The sequence below is a fragment of the Actinoplanes sp. NPDC051411 genome (assembly GCF_040682075.1).
GTDB lineage: Bacteria > Actinomycetota > Actinomycetes > Mycobacteriales > Micromonosporaceae > Actinoplanes.
The window spans coordinates 58,297-74,493 of record NZ_JBFBAD010000003.1; the positions used below are offsets into that span (position 1 = coordinate 58,297).

Annotated in this window: 15 protein-coding genes and 1 pseudogene; 6 read left to right on the forward strand and 10 right to left on the reverse strand. The window is 71.0% G+C overall.

Features of this window, described 5'->3' with window-relative positions; genetic code table 11:
* Window positions 1-5: 5 nt before the first annotated feature.
* The 3 genes from AB0M88_RS02225 to AB0M88_RS02235 form a co-directional block, all read right to left on the reverse strand.
* Window positions 6-767 (reverse strand): class III extradiol ring-cleavage dioxygenase, encoded by a 762-nt coding sequence (locus AB0M88_RS02225; protein ID WP_364094447.1) that lies wholly within the window; start codon window positions 765-767, stop codon window positions 6-8.
* 70 nt (window positions 768-837) lie between these two features.
* Window positions 838-2,055 (reverse strand): DUF1501 domain-containing protein, encoded by a 1,218-nt coding sequence (locus AB0M88_RS02230; RefSeq protein WP_364094095.1) that lies wholly within the window; start codon window positions 2,053-2,055, stop codon window positions 838-840.
* Window positions 2,056-2,069: 14 nt separating this feature from the next.
* On the reverse strand, window positions 2,070-3,323 hold the full coding sequence (locus tag AB0M88_RS02235) for a DUF1800 domain-containing protein (protein WP_364094098.1): 1,254 nt from the start codon (window positions 3,321-3,323) through the stop codon (window positions 2,070-2,072).
* Between the two features lie 307 nt (window positions 3,324-3,630).
* Here AB0M88_RS02235 and AB0M88_RS02240 point away from each other — a divergent pair, with 307 nt between their 5' ends.
* From AB0M88_RS02240 to AB0M88_RS02250, 3 genes are read left to right on the forward strand one after another with little or no spacing between them, the layout of a single operon-like run.
* Window positions 3,631-4,284 (forward strand): GPP34 family phosphoprotein, encoded by a 654-nt coding sequence (locus AB0M88_RS02240; protein ID WP_364094100.1) that lies wholly within the window; start codon window positions 3,631-3,633, stop codon window positions 4,282-4,284.
* Between the two features lie 41 nt (window positions 4,285-4,325).
* On the forward strand, window positions 4,326-5,843 hold the full coding sequence (locus AB0M88_RS02245) for an APC family permease (RefSeq protein WP_364094103.1): 1,518 nt from the start codon (window positions 4,326-4,328) through the stop codon (window positions 5,841-5,843).
* Window positions 5,840-6,448 (forward strand): GNAT family N-acetyltransferase, encoded by a 609-nt coding sequence (locus AB0M88_RS02250; protein ID WP_364094106.1) that lies wholly within the window; start codon window positions 5,840-5,842, stop codon window positions 6,446-6,448. Before AB0M88_RS02245 ends, AB0M88_RS02250 begins: the two co-directional genes overlap by 4 nt.
* Window positions 6,449-6,582: 134 nt before the next feature.
* On the opposite strand, the gene AB0M88_RS02255 is transcribed toward AB0M88_RS02250, so the two are convergent.
* Window positions 6,583-7,353, reverse strand: a complete 771-nt coding sequence (locus AB0M88_RS02255) for an SDR family NAD(P)-dependent oxidoreductase (RefSeq protein ID WP_364094109.1) — start codon at window positions 7,351-7,353, stop codon at window positions 6,583-6,585.
* A 99-nt stretch (window positions 7,354-7,452) separates the two neighbouring features.
* Between AB0M88_RS02255 and AB0M88_RS02260 the strand changes: the two genes are divergently transcribed.
* A complete protein-coding gene (locus AB0M88_RS02260) occupies window positions 7,453-8,064 on the forward strand; it encodes a helix-turn-helix domain-containing protein (protein WP_364094112.1) in 612 nt (203 codons plus the stop codon).
* Between the two features lie 193 nt (window positions 8,065-8,257).
* A complete protein-coding gene (locus tag AB0M88_RS02265; RefSeq protein ID WP_364094113.1) occupies window positions 8,258-8,917 on the forward strand; it encodes a hypothetical protein in 660 nt (219 codons plus the stop codon).
* Window positions 8,918-9,300: 383 nt separating this feature from the next.
* On the opposite strand, the pseudogene recQ reads toward AB0M88_RS02265, so the two are convergent.
* Window positions 9,301-11,127: pseudogene (recQ, locus tag AB0M88_RS02270) on the reverse strand (DNA helicase RecQ); the annotation flags it as partial.
* A 242-nt stretch (window positions 11,128-11,369) separates the two neighbouring features.
* Window positions 11,370-12,011: a GTP cyclohydrolase II gene (gene ribA, locus AB0M88_RS02275; protein WP_364094115.1), complete on the reverse strand. Its 642-nt coding sequence runs from the start codon at window positions 12,009-12,011 to the stop codon at window positions 11,370-11,372.
* Between the two features lie 157 nt (window positions 12,012-12,168).
* Here ribA and AB0M88_RS02280 point away from each other — a divergent pair, with 157 nt between their 5' ends.
* Window positions 12,169-12,891, forward strand: coding sequence for a dihydrofolate reductase family protein (locus AB0M88_RS02280; RefSeq protein ID WP_364094117.1), 723 nt, complete (start codon window positions 12,169-12,171; stop codon window positions 12,889-12,891).
* Window positions 12,892-12,912: 21 nt separating this feature from the next.
* Here AB0M88_RS02280 and AB0M88_RS02285 read toward each other — a convergent pair whose 3' ends face one another.
* The 4 genes from AB0M88_RS02285 to AB0M88_RS02300 are packed head-to-tail and all read right to left on the reverse strand — an operon-like array spanning window position 12,913 to window position 16,195.
* Window positions 12,913-13,959 (reverse strand): lysylphosphatidylglycerol synthase transmembrane domain-containing protein, encoded by a 1,047-nt coding sequence (locus AB0M88_RS02285; protein WP_364094120.1) that lies wholly within the window; start codon window positions 13,957-13,959, stop codon window positions 12,913-12,915.
* Window positions 13,960-14,019: 60 nt separating this feature from the next.
* Window positions 14,020-14,775, reverse strand: a complete 756-nt coding sequence (locus AB0M88_RS02290; protein WP_364094122.1) for a class I SAM-dependent methyltransferase — start codon at window positions 14,773-14,775, stop codon at window positions 14,020-14,022.
* Entirely contained in the window at window positions 14,772-15,800 is a 1,029-nt protein-coding gene (locus tag AB0M88_RS02295; RefSeq protein WP_364094125.1) for a glycosyltransferase family 4 protein, read from the reverse strand. Before AB0M88_RS02295 ends, AB0M88_RS02290 begins: the two co-directional genes overlap by 4 nt.
* Window positions 15,797-16,195, reverse strand: coding sequence for a 6-carboxytetrahydropterin synthase (locus AB0M88_RS02300; RefSeq protein WP_364094128.1), 399 nt, complete (start codon window positions 16,193-16,195; stop codon window positions 15,797-15,799). The genes AB0M88_RS02295 and AB0M88_RS02300 overlap by 4 nt, the downstream gene beginning before the upstream one ends.
* Window positions 16,196-16,197: the final 2 nt, after the last annotated feature.

Below are 16,197 nucleotides of genomic sequence, written 5' to 3' on the forward strand. Positions count from 1 at the left end.
GATCCTTATGCCGCTACAAACGATCTTTTCGCGAGCCCGAGCCAGAAGCCGTCGATCGGCTGCGAAGGGGCCCGCTCCGGGTCGTCGGATGCCCCGAGCGTCAGGAACATCGGCGCGAAGTGCTCGATGGTCGGGTGCGCGTACGGCATGCCGGGGGCCCGGGTGCGGAAGTCGGCCAGTTCGTCGACCGCGCCGCGGGCGAGGGTCTCCCGCGTCCACGCGTCGAACTCGCTCGACCAGCCGGGCGCCGGGGCGTCGGTACGCCAGTCGCGCAGGAACGGCAGGCCGTGCGTGGTGAACCCGGATCCGACGATCAGCACACCCTCGTCGCGCAGCGGCGCCAGGCGCCGGCCGATCTGAAGGAGCCGGTCCGGCTCCAGGGTGGGCAGCGACATCTGGAGTACGGGGATGTCGGCGTCCGGATACATCACCGTCAACGGCACGTACGCCCCGTGGTCGAGGCCGCGGTTGGTCCGGGTGACGCGCTCGTCGTCCGGCATCAGCTTCTCGATCCGGGCGGCGAGCGAGGATGCGCCCGGAGCCGGGTATTTCGTCTCGTAGTAGCGCTGCTCGAACCCGCCGAAGTCGTAGACCAGCGGGACGGTCTCGGTCGCGCCGAGCATGAGCGGCGCCGACTCCCAGTGGGCCGAGGCCATCAGGATCGCCTTGGGTTTGGGCAGCGTGGCGGTCAGTTCTTTCAGCTGACCCACCCAGCGCTCGTCGTCGACCAGCGGCGGGGCGCCGTGGCTGAGGAACAGGGCGGGCATGCGGCTCACGTCGACCTCCGTTGACGCTTCAACTAACTACCGCTTACCTTACTGCGGGAAAGTTGTGTCGTCAACTAAACGTCAGGCGGCCTTTCCACCCGTCGAGCACCTGCCCCGGGTCGCTGCCCAGCACGTCGTGCAGGAGCAGGGCGTACACGTCGCGGAAGTCGACCGTGAACTTCAGGTCGCCGTCGTCGAGGTCGGTCAGGCTGGGCGCCTCGCCGTACAGGCCGCCCGGAATGACTGAACCTCCGGGACCGCGAAGCGGTGCCTCGGCCAGCAGGATGTTCGAGGCCGTGCCGTGGTCGGTGCCGTCGGAGGCGTTCGCCTTCACCCGGCGCCCGAACTCGGAATAGACCGCGACCACCACGCCCTGGCCGGCCATCCGCTCGACGAACGCCGACAGCGGCTTGTCGAGCTTGGCCAGCAGCATCTCCTGCGCGCTCTTCTCGTCGGCGTGCAGGTCGAAGCCGCCCAGCGAGACCGAGTAGACCCGGGTCGCGGCGCCCGCCTCGACGCACTTGGCGACCAGGGCCAGCTGCTGGTCGAGCGGGGGAGCGGCGCCCCCGGTCGCGGTCGCGCCCGTGTCGGCCTCGTCATCGTCGATGTCGACATCGGCCATCAGATCCTGGACCCGGACCAGGTCGGCGAAGCAGGTCGCGGCCCGGGCCAGCGCGGGCGACTCGCCGGCCGCGGGCAGGCCCAGCTGCTTGAGCAGGGCCGGTGTCACCGCGGCCGGCAGCTTCACGTCGCCACCGGGAACGGTCGCGCCGGCACTCTTCGCCCCGGCGAGCAGCGGGGGCAGTACGGGTTCGAACGAGACGGCCAGCCGCGGGTCGCCGCCGGCCGCGTCGAGCCAGCGGCCGAGCCAGCCGGTGGTGCCGGGGCGGTCCGGCTGGGCGGTCTGCCAGATGTCCATCGACCGGAAATGACTGTGATCCGGTTTCGGGTAGCCGACGCCGCGGACGATCGCCAGCCTCTTCTCGCCGTACAGCTTGTGCAGCCCGGCCATCCCCGGGTTGAGACCGAAATGGTCGTCCAGTTCGAGGACCTGGGCGGGTTGGTAGGCCAGCCCCGGTCGCGCTTGTGTGTACGCGTCGTCGGCGTACGGAATGACGGTGTTGAGGCCGTCATTGCCGCCGTAGAGGGTGACCAGGACGAGGGTTTTGGCGTCCGCCGGGCGCTCGCCGGCGGTGGCGAGAAGGTCTTTGATGCCATAGGCGGTGGCGCCGGCGGCGACCGCCACGCCGCTTCCGATCAGGAACCGCCGACGGGTGATCGTGTCCATGTTCTCGGGTCTCCTCAGTGGACGGCGTACTCGGGGCTGGCGAGGCCGAGCGCGAGCAGGCGGCGCGGGTCCTTGATGCCGGTCAGCGCGGCCCGGGTGCGGTCGCTCCAGCCGTCGACGACGAGCAGGTCGGCCAGCGCCTCCAGGCGGTCGGCGCCGGTCAGCCGGTCGGTCGCCGCCTTCGCCTGCGCGGCCAGCGCCTGACCGGTTCTGATCCGTGCCTCGGTCGACGAGGTGGTCAGCCAGGCGTCGCCGGCCGGCCACCCGCCGACCGACGGCGGCCGGAACGGCACCTGGCCCAGCGCCTTCAGCGCGGCCGGGGCCTTGACCTTGGTGACGTCGAGCCCGAGCTGGCGCACCGCCCCGATCAGCCATTCGACCGGCTGCTTGACCAGCTGCCCGTTGGTGGCCGGGAACTCGGGGTCGGTCAGCACCGCCTTGAGCAGTGCGCCGCCGGTGCGCCCGGCCGCGGCGATGCGGCCGGTCGCCGCCGCCGACGGCGCGGCACCCGAGCCGTAGCGGACCCACAGCCGCTGGGCCAGGAACGGCAGGTGGTGCTCATTCTGAGTCAGAAGATCCGCGTACGCGTCGACGTCGAACGTGCCGGTCCGCCCGAGCAGGGTGACCGTTCCGTCGTCGTGCCGGGCCGGTTTGAGCGTCGCCCGGCCGGTCGCCTTGTCGACCACCCAGCCGGTCAGCACGCGGGCGCCCGCCTTGACGTCGTTCTCGGTGTAGCTCCCGACCCCGAGCGTGAACAGCTCCATCAGCTCGCGGGCCAGGTTCTCGTTCGGGGCCTTGCGGGTGTTCTTCTGCCCGTCCAGCCAGATGATCAGGGCAGGATCGCGCAACATCGCCCGGGTCAGCGCGCCGGTGTCGCCCGGGCCGTAGCGCCGGAAAGTCTGCTGCTGGCCGAGCATGAGGTGGGCCGAGCGCACCTTCTGCGCGCTGGTCGCCCAGTGGCCGTGCCAGAAGAAGACCAGCTTCTCGGCGCCGGTCCGGCCGGCGGCCAGGCGCCCCAGCCACCAGTCGAGAGCGGCGGCGACCTGCTTCTGCTGGGCCTGGCGTGCCTGCTGGCGCGCTGTTTTGTCGCTGTCGGCGGAGACCTGTGGTTCCGCCCCGACATCCGGCAGATCGACCGGTGTCGCTGGAGCGAGCATCGTCGTGACTGTGCGTTCGACGCCGGACCGCAGTGCCGCGTCGACCTCGGCCGAGGTCGGGCCGAACATTACCCGGCGTAGAAGATGAGACATCTCGCGACGGTCCGTCATGTGCCGAACGTAGATCCGGCACGTAAGAGAACCGTTCGGACCGGGTTTGGAGGACGTACGCCAATCGGTTGAAATTACTCGATGTCTTTTCAACCGTTTTTATAAATGCGCTGGTAACACTGACATGCAGAATGCATCCTAGGTGGACTTCAGGTTTGTCCGCACAGGACATTGCGCCGATCCCGTCACTTTGGCATGCTACGCGGGGTCGTGCGGGGGAACGCTCACAGTAACCCTCAGCTGTACCCCATTCGAGTGACCCTGCGTAATCACTTTTGGGGTCCCTTCCCTGGAGAGGAGGCCCGCCGTGGCGTCACCGCCGCAGCTGCCTCTCGCCGACGACCTGTTCCTCACCGCGCATGACACGGTCCGCGGCAAGTGTCTGCTCTCCCCGGCGACACTCGGCCTCGGTCTGTCCGCCGCCCTCCTCGCCGAGCTCGTGCTCTGGCGACGGCTGGACGTCGTCGACAGCAAGATCGTGATCATCGACGATCGCCCGACCGGCGACCCGGCGACCACCGCGGTCCTCGACCAGCTGCTTCGCGAGGGCAGCCACCGCGTGGTCCGCGACTGGATCTCGTTTCTGGCCACCGGAGTCGCGGTCGACCTGGTCGAGCGCCGGCTCTCCCGCGGCGGCCACGTCACCCGGCAGGAGAAACGCAGCCTGATCGGCGGCACCAAGGTCTACTTCGTGCCCGCCGACTCGATGACGGCCGGCTGGCCGGCCACCCGGGTGCGCACCTGCGTGTCCCGGGGCGAGCTGCTCGACGTCTCCGACCTGGTGCTCTCCGGCCTGATCCTGGCCACCGGCCTCGACCAGCAGGCCTTCGTCACCCTCGACGCGCGCGGCCGCCCGGCGCTGTTCGACCAGCTCCGCCGTCGGATGCCCGCGATGCTGCAGGAACTCGTCGCGCACGCCGAGGCCGCGGTCGGCGACGCCGTGATGGCCCGACGCGCCTGAACCACCCTTCCCCTCAACCAACCCCCTCTTGGAGAAACCGCGTGGCTACCACCGCAAGCTCCGTTTCGGAAGAAAGTCAGTTATCGAATGCGCTAGCCAAGGACCGCCTCGGGGTCCCGGCGGTCGTGTTCTTCGTGATGTCGGCGGCCGCCCCGCTGACCGTGGTCGCCGGCGTCGTTCCCACCGGCCTCGCGGTCACCGGCCTCACCGGCATCTCGATCGCCTTCATCGCGGTCGCCCTCGTGCTCGCCATCTTCGCGGTCGGCTACGTCGCGATGGCCCGGCACATCGCCAACGCGGGCGCGTTCTACGCGTACATCGCGCGGGGCATCGGCAAGCCCCTCGGTGTCGGCGCGTCGTGGGTCGCGCTGGTCGCCTACAACATGTTCCAGTGCGCGTCCTACGGCGGTTTCGGTGCGATCGCGGCGCCGCTGTTCAAGGACTGGTTCGGCTTCGACATCAAGTGGTACTGGCTCGCGCTCATCTGCTGGGCGCTGGTCGCGATCCTGGGCGTACGCGACGTCGCGGTCAACGGCAAGGTGCTGGCCACGCTGCTGGTCGCCGAGATCGTGCTCGTCGTCGTGTTCAGCTTCAGCGACATCCTGTCGCCCAACTTCCACGCCTCGTCGGCCCCCATCAACCCGCACAGCCTGGTCGGTGCCGGGGCGGGCGCGCTGCTCGCGATGGCGGTCACCGGCTTCGTCGGCTTCGAGCAGTCGGTCGTCTTCAGTGAGGAGTCGCGCGACCCGCGGCGTACCGTCCCCCGCGCGACCTACATCGCGATCGCTCTGATCGCCCTGCTCTACGGCTTCGCCTCGTGGGCGATGATCTCGGCCGCCGGCTCCGGCGTGGTCGACCGGGCGGGCAAGGAAGGCCCGGACCTGTTCTTCAACGTGGCGTCCGACCGGCTCGGCTCGGCCGCGCTGCACCTGGGCCACGCGCTGTTCCTGACCTCGCTGATCGCCGCGATGATCTCGTTCCACAACATCATCGCGCGGTACACGTTCTCGCTCGGCCGCGAAGGTGTGCTGCCCCGCTTGTTCGGCAAGACCGTGCCCGGCACCGGCGCGCCCAAGAACGGCTCGATCGCCCAGTCGGTGGTCGGCCTGGTCGTGATCGCGCTCTACGCGTTCATGGGGTGGGACCCGCTCGTCCAGCTGTTCTTCTGGGGCGGCACCGGCGGCGGCATCGGCGTGCTGCTGCTGATCACGGTCACGTCGATCGCGGTCATCGGCTACTTCGCCCGCAACCCGGAGGGCGAGGACGTGTGGCACCGCGTCGGCGCACCGGTCCTCGGCACGATTCTCCTGCTGGTCATGTCGTACCTGACACTGAGCAACATCGCGAAGCTGTTCGGCGTCGACCCGGGCAGCAAGCCGACCTGGGTCGTGCCGACCGCCTTCGCCGTGGTCACGGTCGCCGGCATCATCTGGGCCCTCGTGCTGCGCGGCAGCCGCCCGCAGATCTACGCGGGCATCGGCCTCGGCGCCCGCAGTGTCAGCTCGACCGGCGGCTTCTCCGCCGCGATGTCCGGTAACGAGGAGGACCCCCGCGCATGAGTGATCAGTTCGTGATCCGGCCCGCCCGGGAGGACGAGATCCCGGCGGTCGGCTATCTGATCGCGTACGCCTTCAACGACCTCCTCGCCGACGCCTACCTGGTGCCGCCGCTGGCGGACCGGGTGAACGTGATGGCCGACTTCTTCACCCTGCTCACCGAGCACGCCCAGTCGTACGGCCGGATCGACGTGATCGACCGTCCCGGCGGCGATGGCCTGGCCGCCACCGCGGTGTGGTTCGACTACACCCGGGAGGCACCCGACCCGGAAAACTACGAGGAGCGGCTGGCCGCGCTGGCCGGAAAGTACCTCGACCGGTTCCAGGCCCTCGACGAGCTGTTCGCCAAGCACCACCCGCACGACGAGCACTGGCACCTCGCCTTCCTCGCCGTGCACCCCGAGGAGCAGCACCACGGCCTCGGCAGCTTGCTGATGCGGCGGACCCATGCCGAACTCGACGCGGCCGGCACGCCGGCCTACCTCGAGGCGACGAACGCCGACAACGTGCGGCTCTACCGCCGCCACGGCTACGTCGACATGGATCCGTTCGAGATGCCGCTGCCCGACGGCACGCCGTTCTTCCGGATGTGGCGCAAGCCGGCCTGACGCGGCCTTCGCCCCGGCCGGTCCCGTGTTTCCGCGGGACCGGCCGGTTCGTGTTCACGCCTGCTCGGTGGAGCTTCGTGTTCACACCCGGTCGGTGGGCTTCGTGTTCAGACCTGGTCGGTGGGGCTTCGTGTTCAGACCTGGTCGGTGGGGCGAAGGACGATTTCGGCCACGGCGCGGCGGCGGGGGCCGGTGACGATGTATTCCACGGCTTCCGCGATGTCGTCGGCGTGCAGGCGTTCCACGTCGGCGAACCGGGCCGCCAGGCGCTCCTGGACGGCCGGCTGCTGGTGGCCGAAGAGCTCGGTCTCGGTGAGGCCCGGCTCGACCACCGAGAAGCGGACGTTGCGCCGGGTGAACTCCTGCCGCCAGGCCTCGGTCGCGCCGGTGACCCCGAACTTCGTGGCGTTGTAGACCGCGCCGTTGAGGATGGGGAAGCGGCCGGCGATCGAGCTGATGTTGACGACGTCGGCGACCTGCCGGGGGCTGTCGGCGGCGGCCTCGATGAGGTGGGGCAGGGCGGCCCTGGTGACGTAGAGCAGGCCGTTGATATTGATGTCGACCATCTGCTGCCACTCGTGCAGCGGGGCCGCGACCGAATCGCCGGTGAGCATGACGCCGGCCGCGTTGACCAGGATGTCCAGGCGGCCGAGCCGCTCGACGGCGCCGTCGACGGCGCCGGTCGCGGGCCCCGGGTCGGTCAGATCGGCGGCCAGCGCGACCGTCCGGCCGCCGCGGTCGGCGATCTCCTTGGCCAGGACGTCGATGCGGTCCTGGCGCCGGGCGACCAGGACGACGGCGGAGCCCCGGTCGGCGAGCCGCAGCGCGGTGGCCCGGCCGATGCCGCTGCTGGCCCCCGTGACCAGGGCGACGGTCGACGTCAGAGCGGTGATGGTTGATGTCACGAGGACCTCCGGAGTTCGATGTAAGAGTGCTCTCACAATGTAAGAGACCTCTTACGCCGGAGGCAACGGAGTGTGATCGACCGCATGTAGGCTGGCGTCGTGTCGAAGCGTGCCGCCTACCACCACGGCGATCTGAAGGCCGCGCTGGTCGAGAGCGCGCTCGCGCTGATCGCCGAACGGGGAGTCGCGGCGCTGTCGGTGGCCGAGGTCGCCCGCCGCACCGAGGTCAGCAGCGGCGCGCCGTACCGGCACTTTCCGAGCCGGCAGGCGCTGCTGGTCGCGGCCGCGACCACGGCCGCGCGCAACCTCACCGCCCGGTTCGAGGCGACCTGCCCCTGGACCGGCCTGCCCGGATCCGACCCGGTCGCGAACCTGGGGGCGTCCGCGGCGGTCTACACGCTGTTCACCGCCGAGCACGGCTTCGGCCTCGACCTGATCTTCGCCGCGGAGCTGCGCGGCGACAGCGACGAGGACCTGCTGGACGCCGGCCGCGCGGTCATGGAGCCGCCGCTTCAGGCCGCCCTGTCCATCACCGGCGGCGATGCCAAGGCCGCGCTCAACCTCGTCGAACGCGCGTTCGCCGCCGCACACGGCTATGCCACGCTGTGGCGCAGCGGCCTCTACGCCGACCGTCAGGCCACGGTGGACGACGCGGCCGCCGACGCGGCGGCGACCGCCCGCATCCTGGCCCGGGCGATCCAGAACCCCTGACTCAGCGGGCCACCCGCCCAGGCCCGCACGCCCAGGCCCGCACGCCCAGGCCCGCACGCCCAGGCCCGCACGCCCAGGCTCCAGGCCCGCACGCCCAGGCCCAGGCCGGCGGATGATCGGGGCATCGACTGGCCGCCCGCCGGTGGTGATCACCGGGCTTCCCGCCGCGCGGGCGGACTGCCAGGATCGCGGGATGGGCTACGACCTGCACATCACCCGGGCGTTCACGTCGTTCGACAGCTCGCGGTACCCGATTCTTCTCGCCGAGGTCGTCGCCGTCCTGCGGGACGAGCCCGACCTGGTCGTGCCGGACGACGCACCGTGCCGGGCGGACCTGTGCTTCGTCGAGTGGACGGCCGGCGAGGGCGGGCTGATGTTCGACAACGGTCGGCTCCGGTCGAAGAACCCGCGAGAGGAGTTCATCCGCCGGATGACGGAGTTGGCGTCGCGGCTGGACGCGTGGGTGATCGGCGACGACGGCGAAGTCTTCGAACGGGACGGCGAGCAGGTCGTCAGACGCCAGCGCGGCCCCGGGGCGTTCGTGGTGAACGCGCGCTACCTGACCCGGGGAACGCCGATCCGGCCGGAGGAGTGGGAGCGGCTGGCCGCGGCCGAGCCGGACTTCCGGACGATGGCCCGCATCGAGGCGACGGTGCCGTCCGGCCGGCGCTGGATCGCCTGCCCGCCCGTGGCCTGCTGGACCGGACACCCCTCGGGCCGGGTGGTGCCGTTCTTCCACGACGAGGACGTGATCGAGGTGCGGCACGCCGACGAGCCGACGATCCGCCGCATGCGGGAACTCGCGCCGGCCCTGGCGGCGACGGTCGTCGACGACGAAGACCGGCCGGCCTGAGCACGCCGGAATCAGTGCACGTCGTCGCCGAACTCGTAGTAGTCGGGCTCCTCCAGTGGCGGCTCGTCCAGCTCGCCCTCCGCCCACAGCGACTCCCCGCCCGGCACGCCGGGCTGGGCCGGAACGGGCGGCCGCGCACCCTCGGAGCCGAACCGCGAGCCGGCCCCGCGCCGGGCGCCGCCCCCTGAGCCGGCCCGGCCGGAAGCGGGCGGCGAGCCCGCGGCCGGTGAGGGCGTGGTGGCGCGATCCGGCTCGGAGCGCGAGCCGCTCCCCGCGAAGCGATCGGGTTCCCATCGCGAGCCCGCTCCGGCGCCGGAACCGGGTTCGAAGCGCGAGCCTCCGGCCGGGCCGGGGGTGGTGGACGGGGTGTCGGGCAGCTCGGCGATCGCGTCGAGGACCGGCTGGCCGAACTTGGTCAGTTTGCTCTGGCCGACACCGCTGATCGTGCCCAGCTGGGTCAGGGTGGCCGGGCGCAGCGTCGCGATCGCGCGGAGCGTGGCGTCGTGGAAGATGACGTAGGCCGGGACGCCCTGTTCCTTGGCCGTTGCCGCCCGCCACGCGCGCAGGTGCTCGAACAGGGGGGTCGCCGACTCGGGGAAGTCGACCGGGACGGCCGCCGGGGCCGCGCTGCGGGACGAGCGGGACGGGCGGGCCGGCTTCACCTCGCGGCGCATCATGACCTTGGCGCCGCCGCGGAGGACCTCGGCGCTGCGCTCGGTGAGGACCAGGGCGCCATAGTTGGGTTCGACCGCCAGGTAGCCCGCGGCCAGCAGCTGGCGGACCACGCCGCGCCACTCGGCCTCGCCCAGGTCGGCGCCGATGCCGAAGACCGACAGCTCGGCGTGGCGGAACTGAGCGATCTTGTCGGTCTTCTTGCCGAGGAGGATGTCGATCGACTGGCCGGCGCCGAACTTCTGCCCGCGCTCCTTCTGCAGCCGGAACACCGTGGACAGCAGTTTCTGCGCCGGGACCGTGCCGTCCCACGACTCGGGCGGGGTGAGGCAGGTGTCGCAGTTGCCGCAGTTGGCGCCGGACGGGTCCTGACCGAAATAGGCCAGCAGCTGCGCGCGCCGGCAGGTGACCGTCTCGCACAGGGCCAGCATGGCGTCGAGGTGGCTGGACGCGTTGCGCCGGAACGTGACATCGCCGTCCGAGCTTTCGATCATCTTGCGCTGCTGGACGACGTCCTGCAGGCCGTACGCCAGCCAGGCCGTGGACGGCAGCCCGTCGCGGCCGGCCCGGCCGGTCTCCTGGTAATAGCCCTCGACCGACTTGGGCAGGTCGACGTGGGCGACGAACCGCACGTCGGGCTTGTCGATGCCCATGCCGAACGCGATCGTCGCGACCATGACCAGGCCGTCTTCGCGCAGGAAGCGGGACTGGTTGGACGCGCGGGTGCGGCTGTCGAGGCCGGCATGGTAGGGCAGGGCGGGAACGCCGTTGGCGCTCAGGAACTCGGCGATCTTTTCGACCGTGGCGCGGGACAGGCAGTAGACGATGCCGGCGTGGCCCGCGTGCTCGGTGCGCAGCAGGTCGAGCAGCTGCTTGCGGGGCTCGGCCTTGGGCACGATGCGGTATTGGATGTTGGGCCGGTCGAAGCTGGAGGTGAAGTGGCGGGCGCCGGTCAGCTCGAGGCGGGTCGCGATCTCTTCGCGGGTGGCGCTGGTCGCGGTCGCGGTGAGCGCGATGCGCGGCACGTCGGGCCAGCGCTCGTGCAGCATCGACAGGCCGAGGTAGTCGGGGCGGAAGTCGTGGCCCCACTGGGAGACGCAGTGCGCCTCGTCGATCGCGAACAGCGAGATCTTGCCCCGGTCGAGCAGCCGCTGCACGTTCGCCGTGCCCAGGCCCTCGGGTGCGACATAGAGCAGGTCGAGGTCGCCGTTGACGAACTCGGCCTCGACGATGCGGCGCTCCTCGAAGTCCTGCGAGGAGTTGATGAAGTTGGCCTTGACCCCGGCCGTGCGCAGGGCGTCGACCTGGTCCTGCATGAGGGCGATGAGCGGCGAGACGACCACGCCGGTGCCCGGGCGCACCAGGGCCGGAATCTGATAGCACAGCGACTTGCCGCCGCCGGTCGGCATCAGGACCAGCGCGTCGCCGCCACCGATCACGTGCTCGATGATGTCGCGCTGCTGCCCACGGAACTCGGAATAGCCGAAGACCGTGCTGAGGACCTCGAAGGCGGGAGAAGTCACCCCGCGACAGTACAGAGGGGGACCGACAATCGGTCGCACACCTGTGGACAACCCGGGGGACGCGCGCGGCGTCCCCCGTCCCCCGTCCGTTGTACCGGGGGATCGTAAAGGGTGTTGACAATTATGGGCAAGTCTTGGACAGAACTGCCGCAAGAAGTGAACTACATCGATCCGGCACAACCGGGCCGGCTCGGCCGCTCGCGTAGCGCGTGCGGCCGGGCCGTCACCTTATGGTGCCTGACCGTGGACCGGTCGCGTTACTCGGCCAGGGGGAGCTCGATCGTGTGAGCCGTGTGCGAGGCCTTGGTGGCGAGATAGCGCACGTTGGCCGACGACATGTGCACCCCGGTCGGGACCCGCTGGGTCACGTCGATGCCGTACGACTCGAGCTGCACCGCCTTGTCGGGATTGTTGCTGAGCAGCCGGATGCGCTCGCAGCCCAGCGCCGACAGCATCTGGGCCGCCGCCGCGTAGTCGCGCTCGTCCTCGCCCCGGCCGAGCGCCACGTTCGCCTCGTAGGTGTCGAGCCCCGAGTCCTGCAGCGCGTACGCGTCGAGTTTGGCGTACAGACCGATGCCGCGGCCCTCCTGGCGGAGGTAGAGCAGGAAGCCGCCCTGGTCGGCGATCCGCTCCACCGCCTCGCGCAGCTGGGGGCCGCAGTCGCAGCGCTGGCTGCCGAAGACGTCGCCGGTCAGGCACTCGCTGTGGGGGCGCACGAGCGGAGCCCGGCCCCCGGCGGCCGACTTCTTCAGCGCGCGCTGCCAGTCGCCCAGCCCGAGCGCGAGATGCTCCTCCTTGTCGACCAGGCCGTCGAAGGTCATCACCTGGGCGGTGGTGGAATATCCGTCCCCGAAGCGCAGCGGGACAGTGACCTGCTGCCTCACCGTGGCTTTCAACATCGGTCCTCCTTTATGGTTCCCCGCTGATCCGCCCCGCCGGCAGCTCGTGTCACGACACCGCGACTGACAGCAAATGTGCCTGTAATCGTCGCCCGGATTATCTTGGACGCAACTTGTGAGCTGGGTGACGATCGTCGCTCGACTGGAGGCATCATCGGTGGTTGAGCGTCCTTACACGCTGCTGAGCTGCGGAATGTCGCTTGACGGCTATCTTGACGACACCGGTCCGGAGCGGTTGCTGCTCTCCAACGACGCCGACTTCGACCGGGTCGATGAAGTGCGCGCGACCTGCGACGCGATCCTGGTGGGTGCGGCGACGATCCGCGCGGACAATCCGCGCCTTCTCGTACGCGCGGAGCACCGTCGCGCCGCCCGCGAGGCCCGCGGCCTGGCGCCCACCCCCGTGAAGGTGACCGTGACGAGCCGGGGTGCCCTGGATCCGGCCGCGAAGTTCTTCACCGCCGGCGACGTCGAGAAGCTGGTCTACTGTGCCGCCCCGGCGGTCGCCTCGGTCCGGGAGCGGCTCGGCGCGGTGGCGACGGTGGCCGACGGCGGCGACCCGGTCGACGTGGCCGTGATCGTCGCCGACCTGGCCCGCCGCGGCGTCGGCCGCCTCATGGTCGAGGGCGGCGGCACGATGCACACCCAGTTCCTGACCTCGGGACTGGTCGACGAGCTCCAGCTGGTCGTCGCGCCGTTCTTCGTCGGCGATTCGCGGGCGCCCCGCTTCGTCACCGACGGCAAGTTCCCGTGGGGGCCGACGCACCGGGCCACGCTGGCCTCGGTGCGTCAGATCGGAGACGTGGTGCTGCTGCGGTACGCCTTGTCGGACCGGGCCCTTTCGGGTCGGGCCTCTTCGGATCGGACGCTGTCGGATTAGGGGCAACGAACCGGCGTCCCTCTAGGCGCCGGTGCGGGCCAGCTCGCGCTCCGGCGCGACCGCCGAACGCATGACCGGGGCGGGCGACACCGGGGCCACCGTGCGTACGGTCTGAAGAGCGCGAGCCGTCGCGGCCAGCCGCAGCCGCGCAACGGCCCGGGCCACCAGCACGATCGCGCCCGGCAGGGCCGCGACGAAGGCGAACAGGCCGTAGACCACCGCGATCGTCAGGCCCTGGGTGGCGCTGAGGCCGGCCGCGCCGAACGCCCACGCCGTCACCGCCTCGCGGGGCCCCCAGCCGCCGACGTTCACCGGCAGCGACATGGCCAGCAGCGCCAGCAGCATCAGCGGGATCAGCCGGATCAGCGAAGCGGACGAACCGGCGGCCCGGGCGGCCACCACGAACGTCGCCAGGTGCCCGGCCAGCACGACGGTCGAGGCGAGCGTGATCCCCGGCCAGTTGCGCCGGGCGAGCAGGCCCGTGCGGATCTCCGACAGCGTCGTGCGTACGCCCGACGCGAGCTTGGAACCCCCCTGCCGCAACCGCCGGCAGGCGAGGAAGACCAGGGCGCCCGCCAGGGCGACCGCGCCGCCGATGACCGCGACCGTCGCGCCGTGCCGGTGCAGCTCGGTGAGGACCGGTGACGGGACCGTGAGCAGCACCGTCACCCCGACGCCGAGCAGGACGATCTGGCCGGCGGTGCGCTCCAGCACGACCGCCCGCACGCTGCGGCCGACGTCACCCTCGTCGCGGCCGTGCTGAACCGCCCGGTCGACGTCGCCGAGGACGCCACCGGGAAGCGCGGCGTTGAGGAAGAGCGCCTTGTAGTAGTCGGCGACCGCGGTGGGCATCCGCAGCTTCAGACCCATGCCCCGCGCGACCAGGCACCAGCGCCAGGCGCTGAACACGGTGGTGACCACGCCGATGACGAACGCGAGGGCGAGAACCGGCGCGGAGATCACGCGCAGGCCGTCGAGGAACGCGCCGGTGCCGAGCCGCCACAGCAGCACGGCGATGATCGCCGCCCCGCCCAGGATGCGCAGCCAAGCCCAGATCGATCGCGTCACGTTCGTTCGTCCCCTCGTTCGGCCGTTATCCCCTAGTACGCCGGGGCGGGCACAAAGGGTTCAGCCGAACATCGCTAAAAGATCAATGTGTCCGACGGTGGCGGTCGGGATCGGCCGCCGGCGCTGCTCGAGATAGGCGTCCAACCGCAGGTCAGGGCGCTGTTCCTGGGCCGCGCCGACCCAGCCGCGAAGCCACTCGGCCGTGAGCTCGGCCATGTTTTCGTCCAACCGCCAGGAACTCTCCCGGGTGACGACGGTCGCACCGGCCTTCTCGAACGCGGCCTTGGCGGCCCGGGGGGCGTCCGGTCCGAGCTTGCCGTCCCGCCGCTGGTGCTCGTTGAAGGCGTCCTGGACCGACGTGTCGTTCGGGTCGGCCGGGTCCAGGCGCACCTCGCCGGTGACGCTGAGCGTGAACAGGGCGGGGGTGCGGCTGTCGGCGCACGCCTGGACCAGCTTGTCGAGCCCGTCGGCGGTGAGAATGTCGAGCAGGGCCGAGCAGGTGACCAGGTCGGTGCCGTCGAGATCCGATGCGGTCAGCGCGGTGACATCGCTCAGCTCGGTGGTGACCGTGACGCCGTCGAAGGGCATGTTGGCCTGGGCGTACTCCAGGAGCACCGGGTCGCGGTCGGCCATGATCCAGTGCTGGGGGGTGGCGAGCTGGGGTGCCAGCCAACGGCCCAGGGAGCCGGTGCCGCAGCCGAGGTCGCGGATCGTGCGGACGGTCGGGGGCAGCAGCTGGACGAGGTCCTTGGCGCGGGCCGCGGCGTCGGCCGGCTCGCGCAGGCCCAGCCAGGTCTCGCTGAACTCTCCGGTCATCGCGGGACTCCTTCGATGATGTCGCTGAGGCTACGGGCGGTCTCGGCCCAGGTCGGTAGGGTCTGGCGGCGGTCCCGGGCGGCGGTTCGCCAGCGGTCGCGCAGATCGGGGTCGGTGAGCCACTCGCGCAGCGCGGCGGCCAGAGCCGACGGATCATCGGGCGGGATCAGCACGCCCGGGCGGCGGCCGTCGCTCGCCCGGCCCAGCGCTTCGGGCACCCCGCCGACCTCGGCCGCTACCACCGGCAGGGCGCGGGCCAAGGCCTCGGTCACGACCATGCCGTAGGTTTCGGCTCGCGACGGGAGCACGAACAGGTCGGCGCCGGCGTAGGCGGCGTCGAGATCGGCGCCGGCCAGCGGGCCCGTAAACGTGATGCGCGGGTCGGCGTGGCGGACCGGCTCCCGGAGGGCGCCCACGAACGTGCATCGCCAGTCGAGGTCGGCCAGATGCTGCTCGAGCGCCGAAACCAGCAGGTCCTGGCCCTTGCGGTGGGTCACCGACGCCACGCAGAGCAGCCGTCGGCCGCCGGGGCCGGGCGTCGCGGCCGCTGCCATCTCGACTCCCGGTGCGGCCACTTCGACGCCCGATAAGCCGTGCATTTCGGAAATGCGGAGGGCGGCGGGGGAGGACGTGGCGATCACGGTGTCGGCCAGGTGCAGGGTGCGGCGTTCGAGAGCCCGCAAACGGTCCCGCTCCGAGCGCGGCAGACCGGTCTCGTCGCTCAGCGGCAGGTGGACCAGCACCAGCAGGCGCAACCGGCGGGCGTGCGGCTCCAGCACCGACGGGACCCCGCACGCGACCAGTCCGTCAATCAGCACATCAGACTTATCGGGAATATCAGTCAAAGCCCGGGCAAGAGCCGACTGTGCGGCCGGCCCGGGGGACGGCCAGGAACCGGGGATGGCGACCTCGTGCACGTCCCGGGCCAGCAGACTCAAGACCACCCGGTCGTACCGGTTGCCGCCGCTCGGCGCCGCCGGGTCGTCGATCCCGCCCGGCAGCACCGCCCACAGCGGGGAACTCACAGATCGCGCTCGTAGGACGCCCAGGCGATGTGCGACTCGTGCAGCGTCACCGCGATGCCGGTCAGCCCCGACGCGCCCGCGCCCAGCGACCCGTCCGCGGCGGCCGCGGCCAGCCGGTCGGCGATCACCTTGGCCAGGTATTCGGTCGACGTGTTGATGCCGGCGAAGTCCGGTTCGTCGTCGAGGTTGCGGTAGCTCAGGGCGCCGCAGATGCCGTGCAGCTTCTCGAGCGCCAGGCCGATGTCGACGACGATGTTGTCGTCGTCGAGCGACGGACGGCGGAAGGTGGCGTCCACCACGAAGGTCGCGCCGTGCAGCTTCTGGGCCGGTCCGAAGACGTCGCCCCGGAAACTGTGCGCGATCATGATGTGGTCGCGGACGGTGACGCTGAACAAGG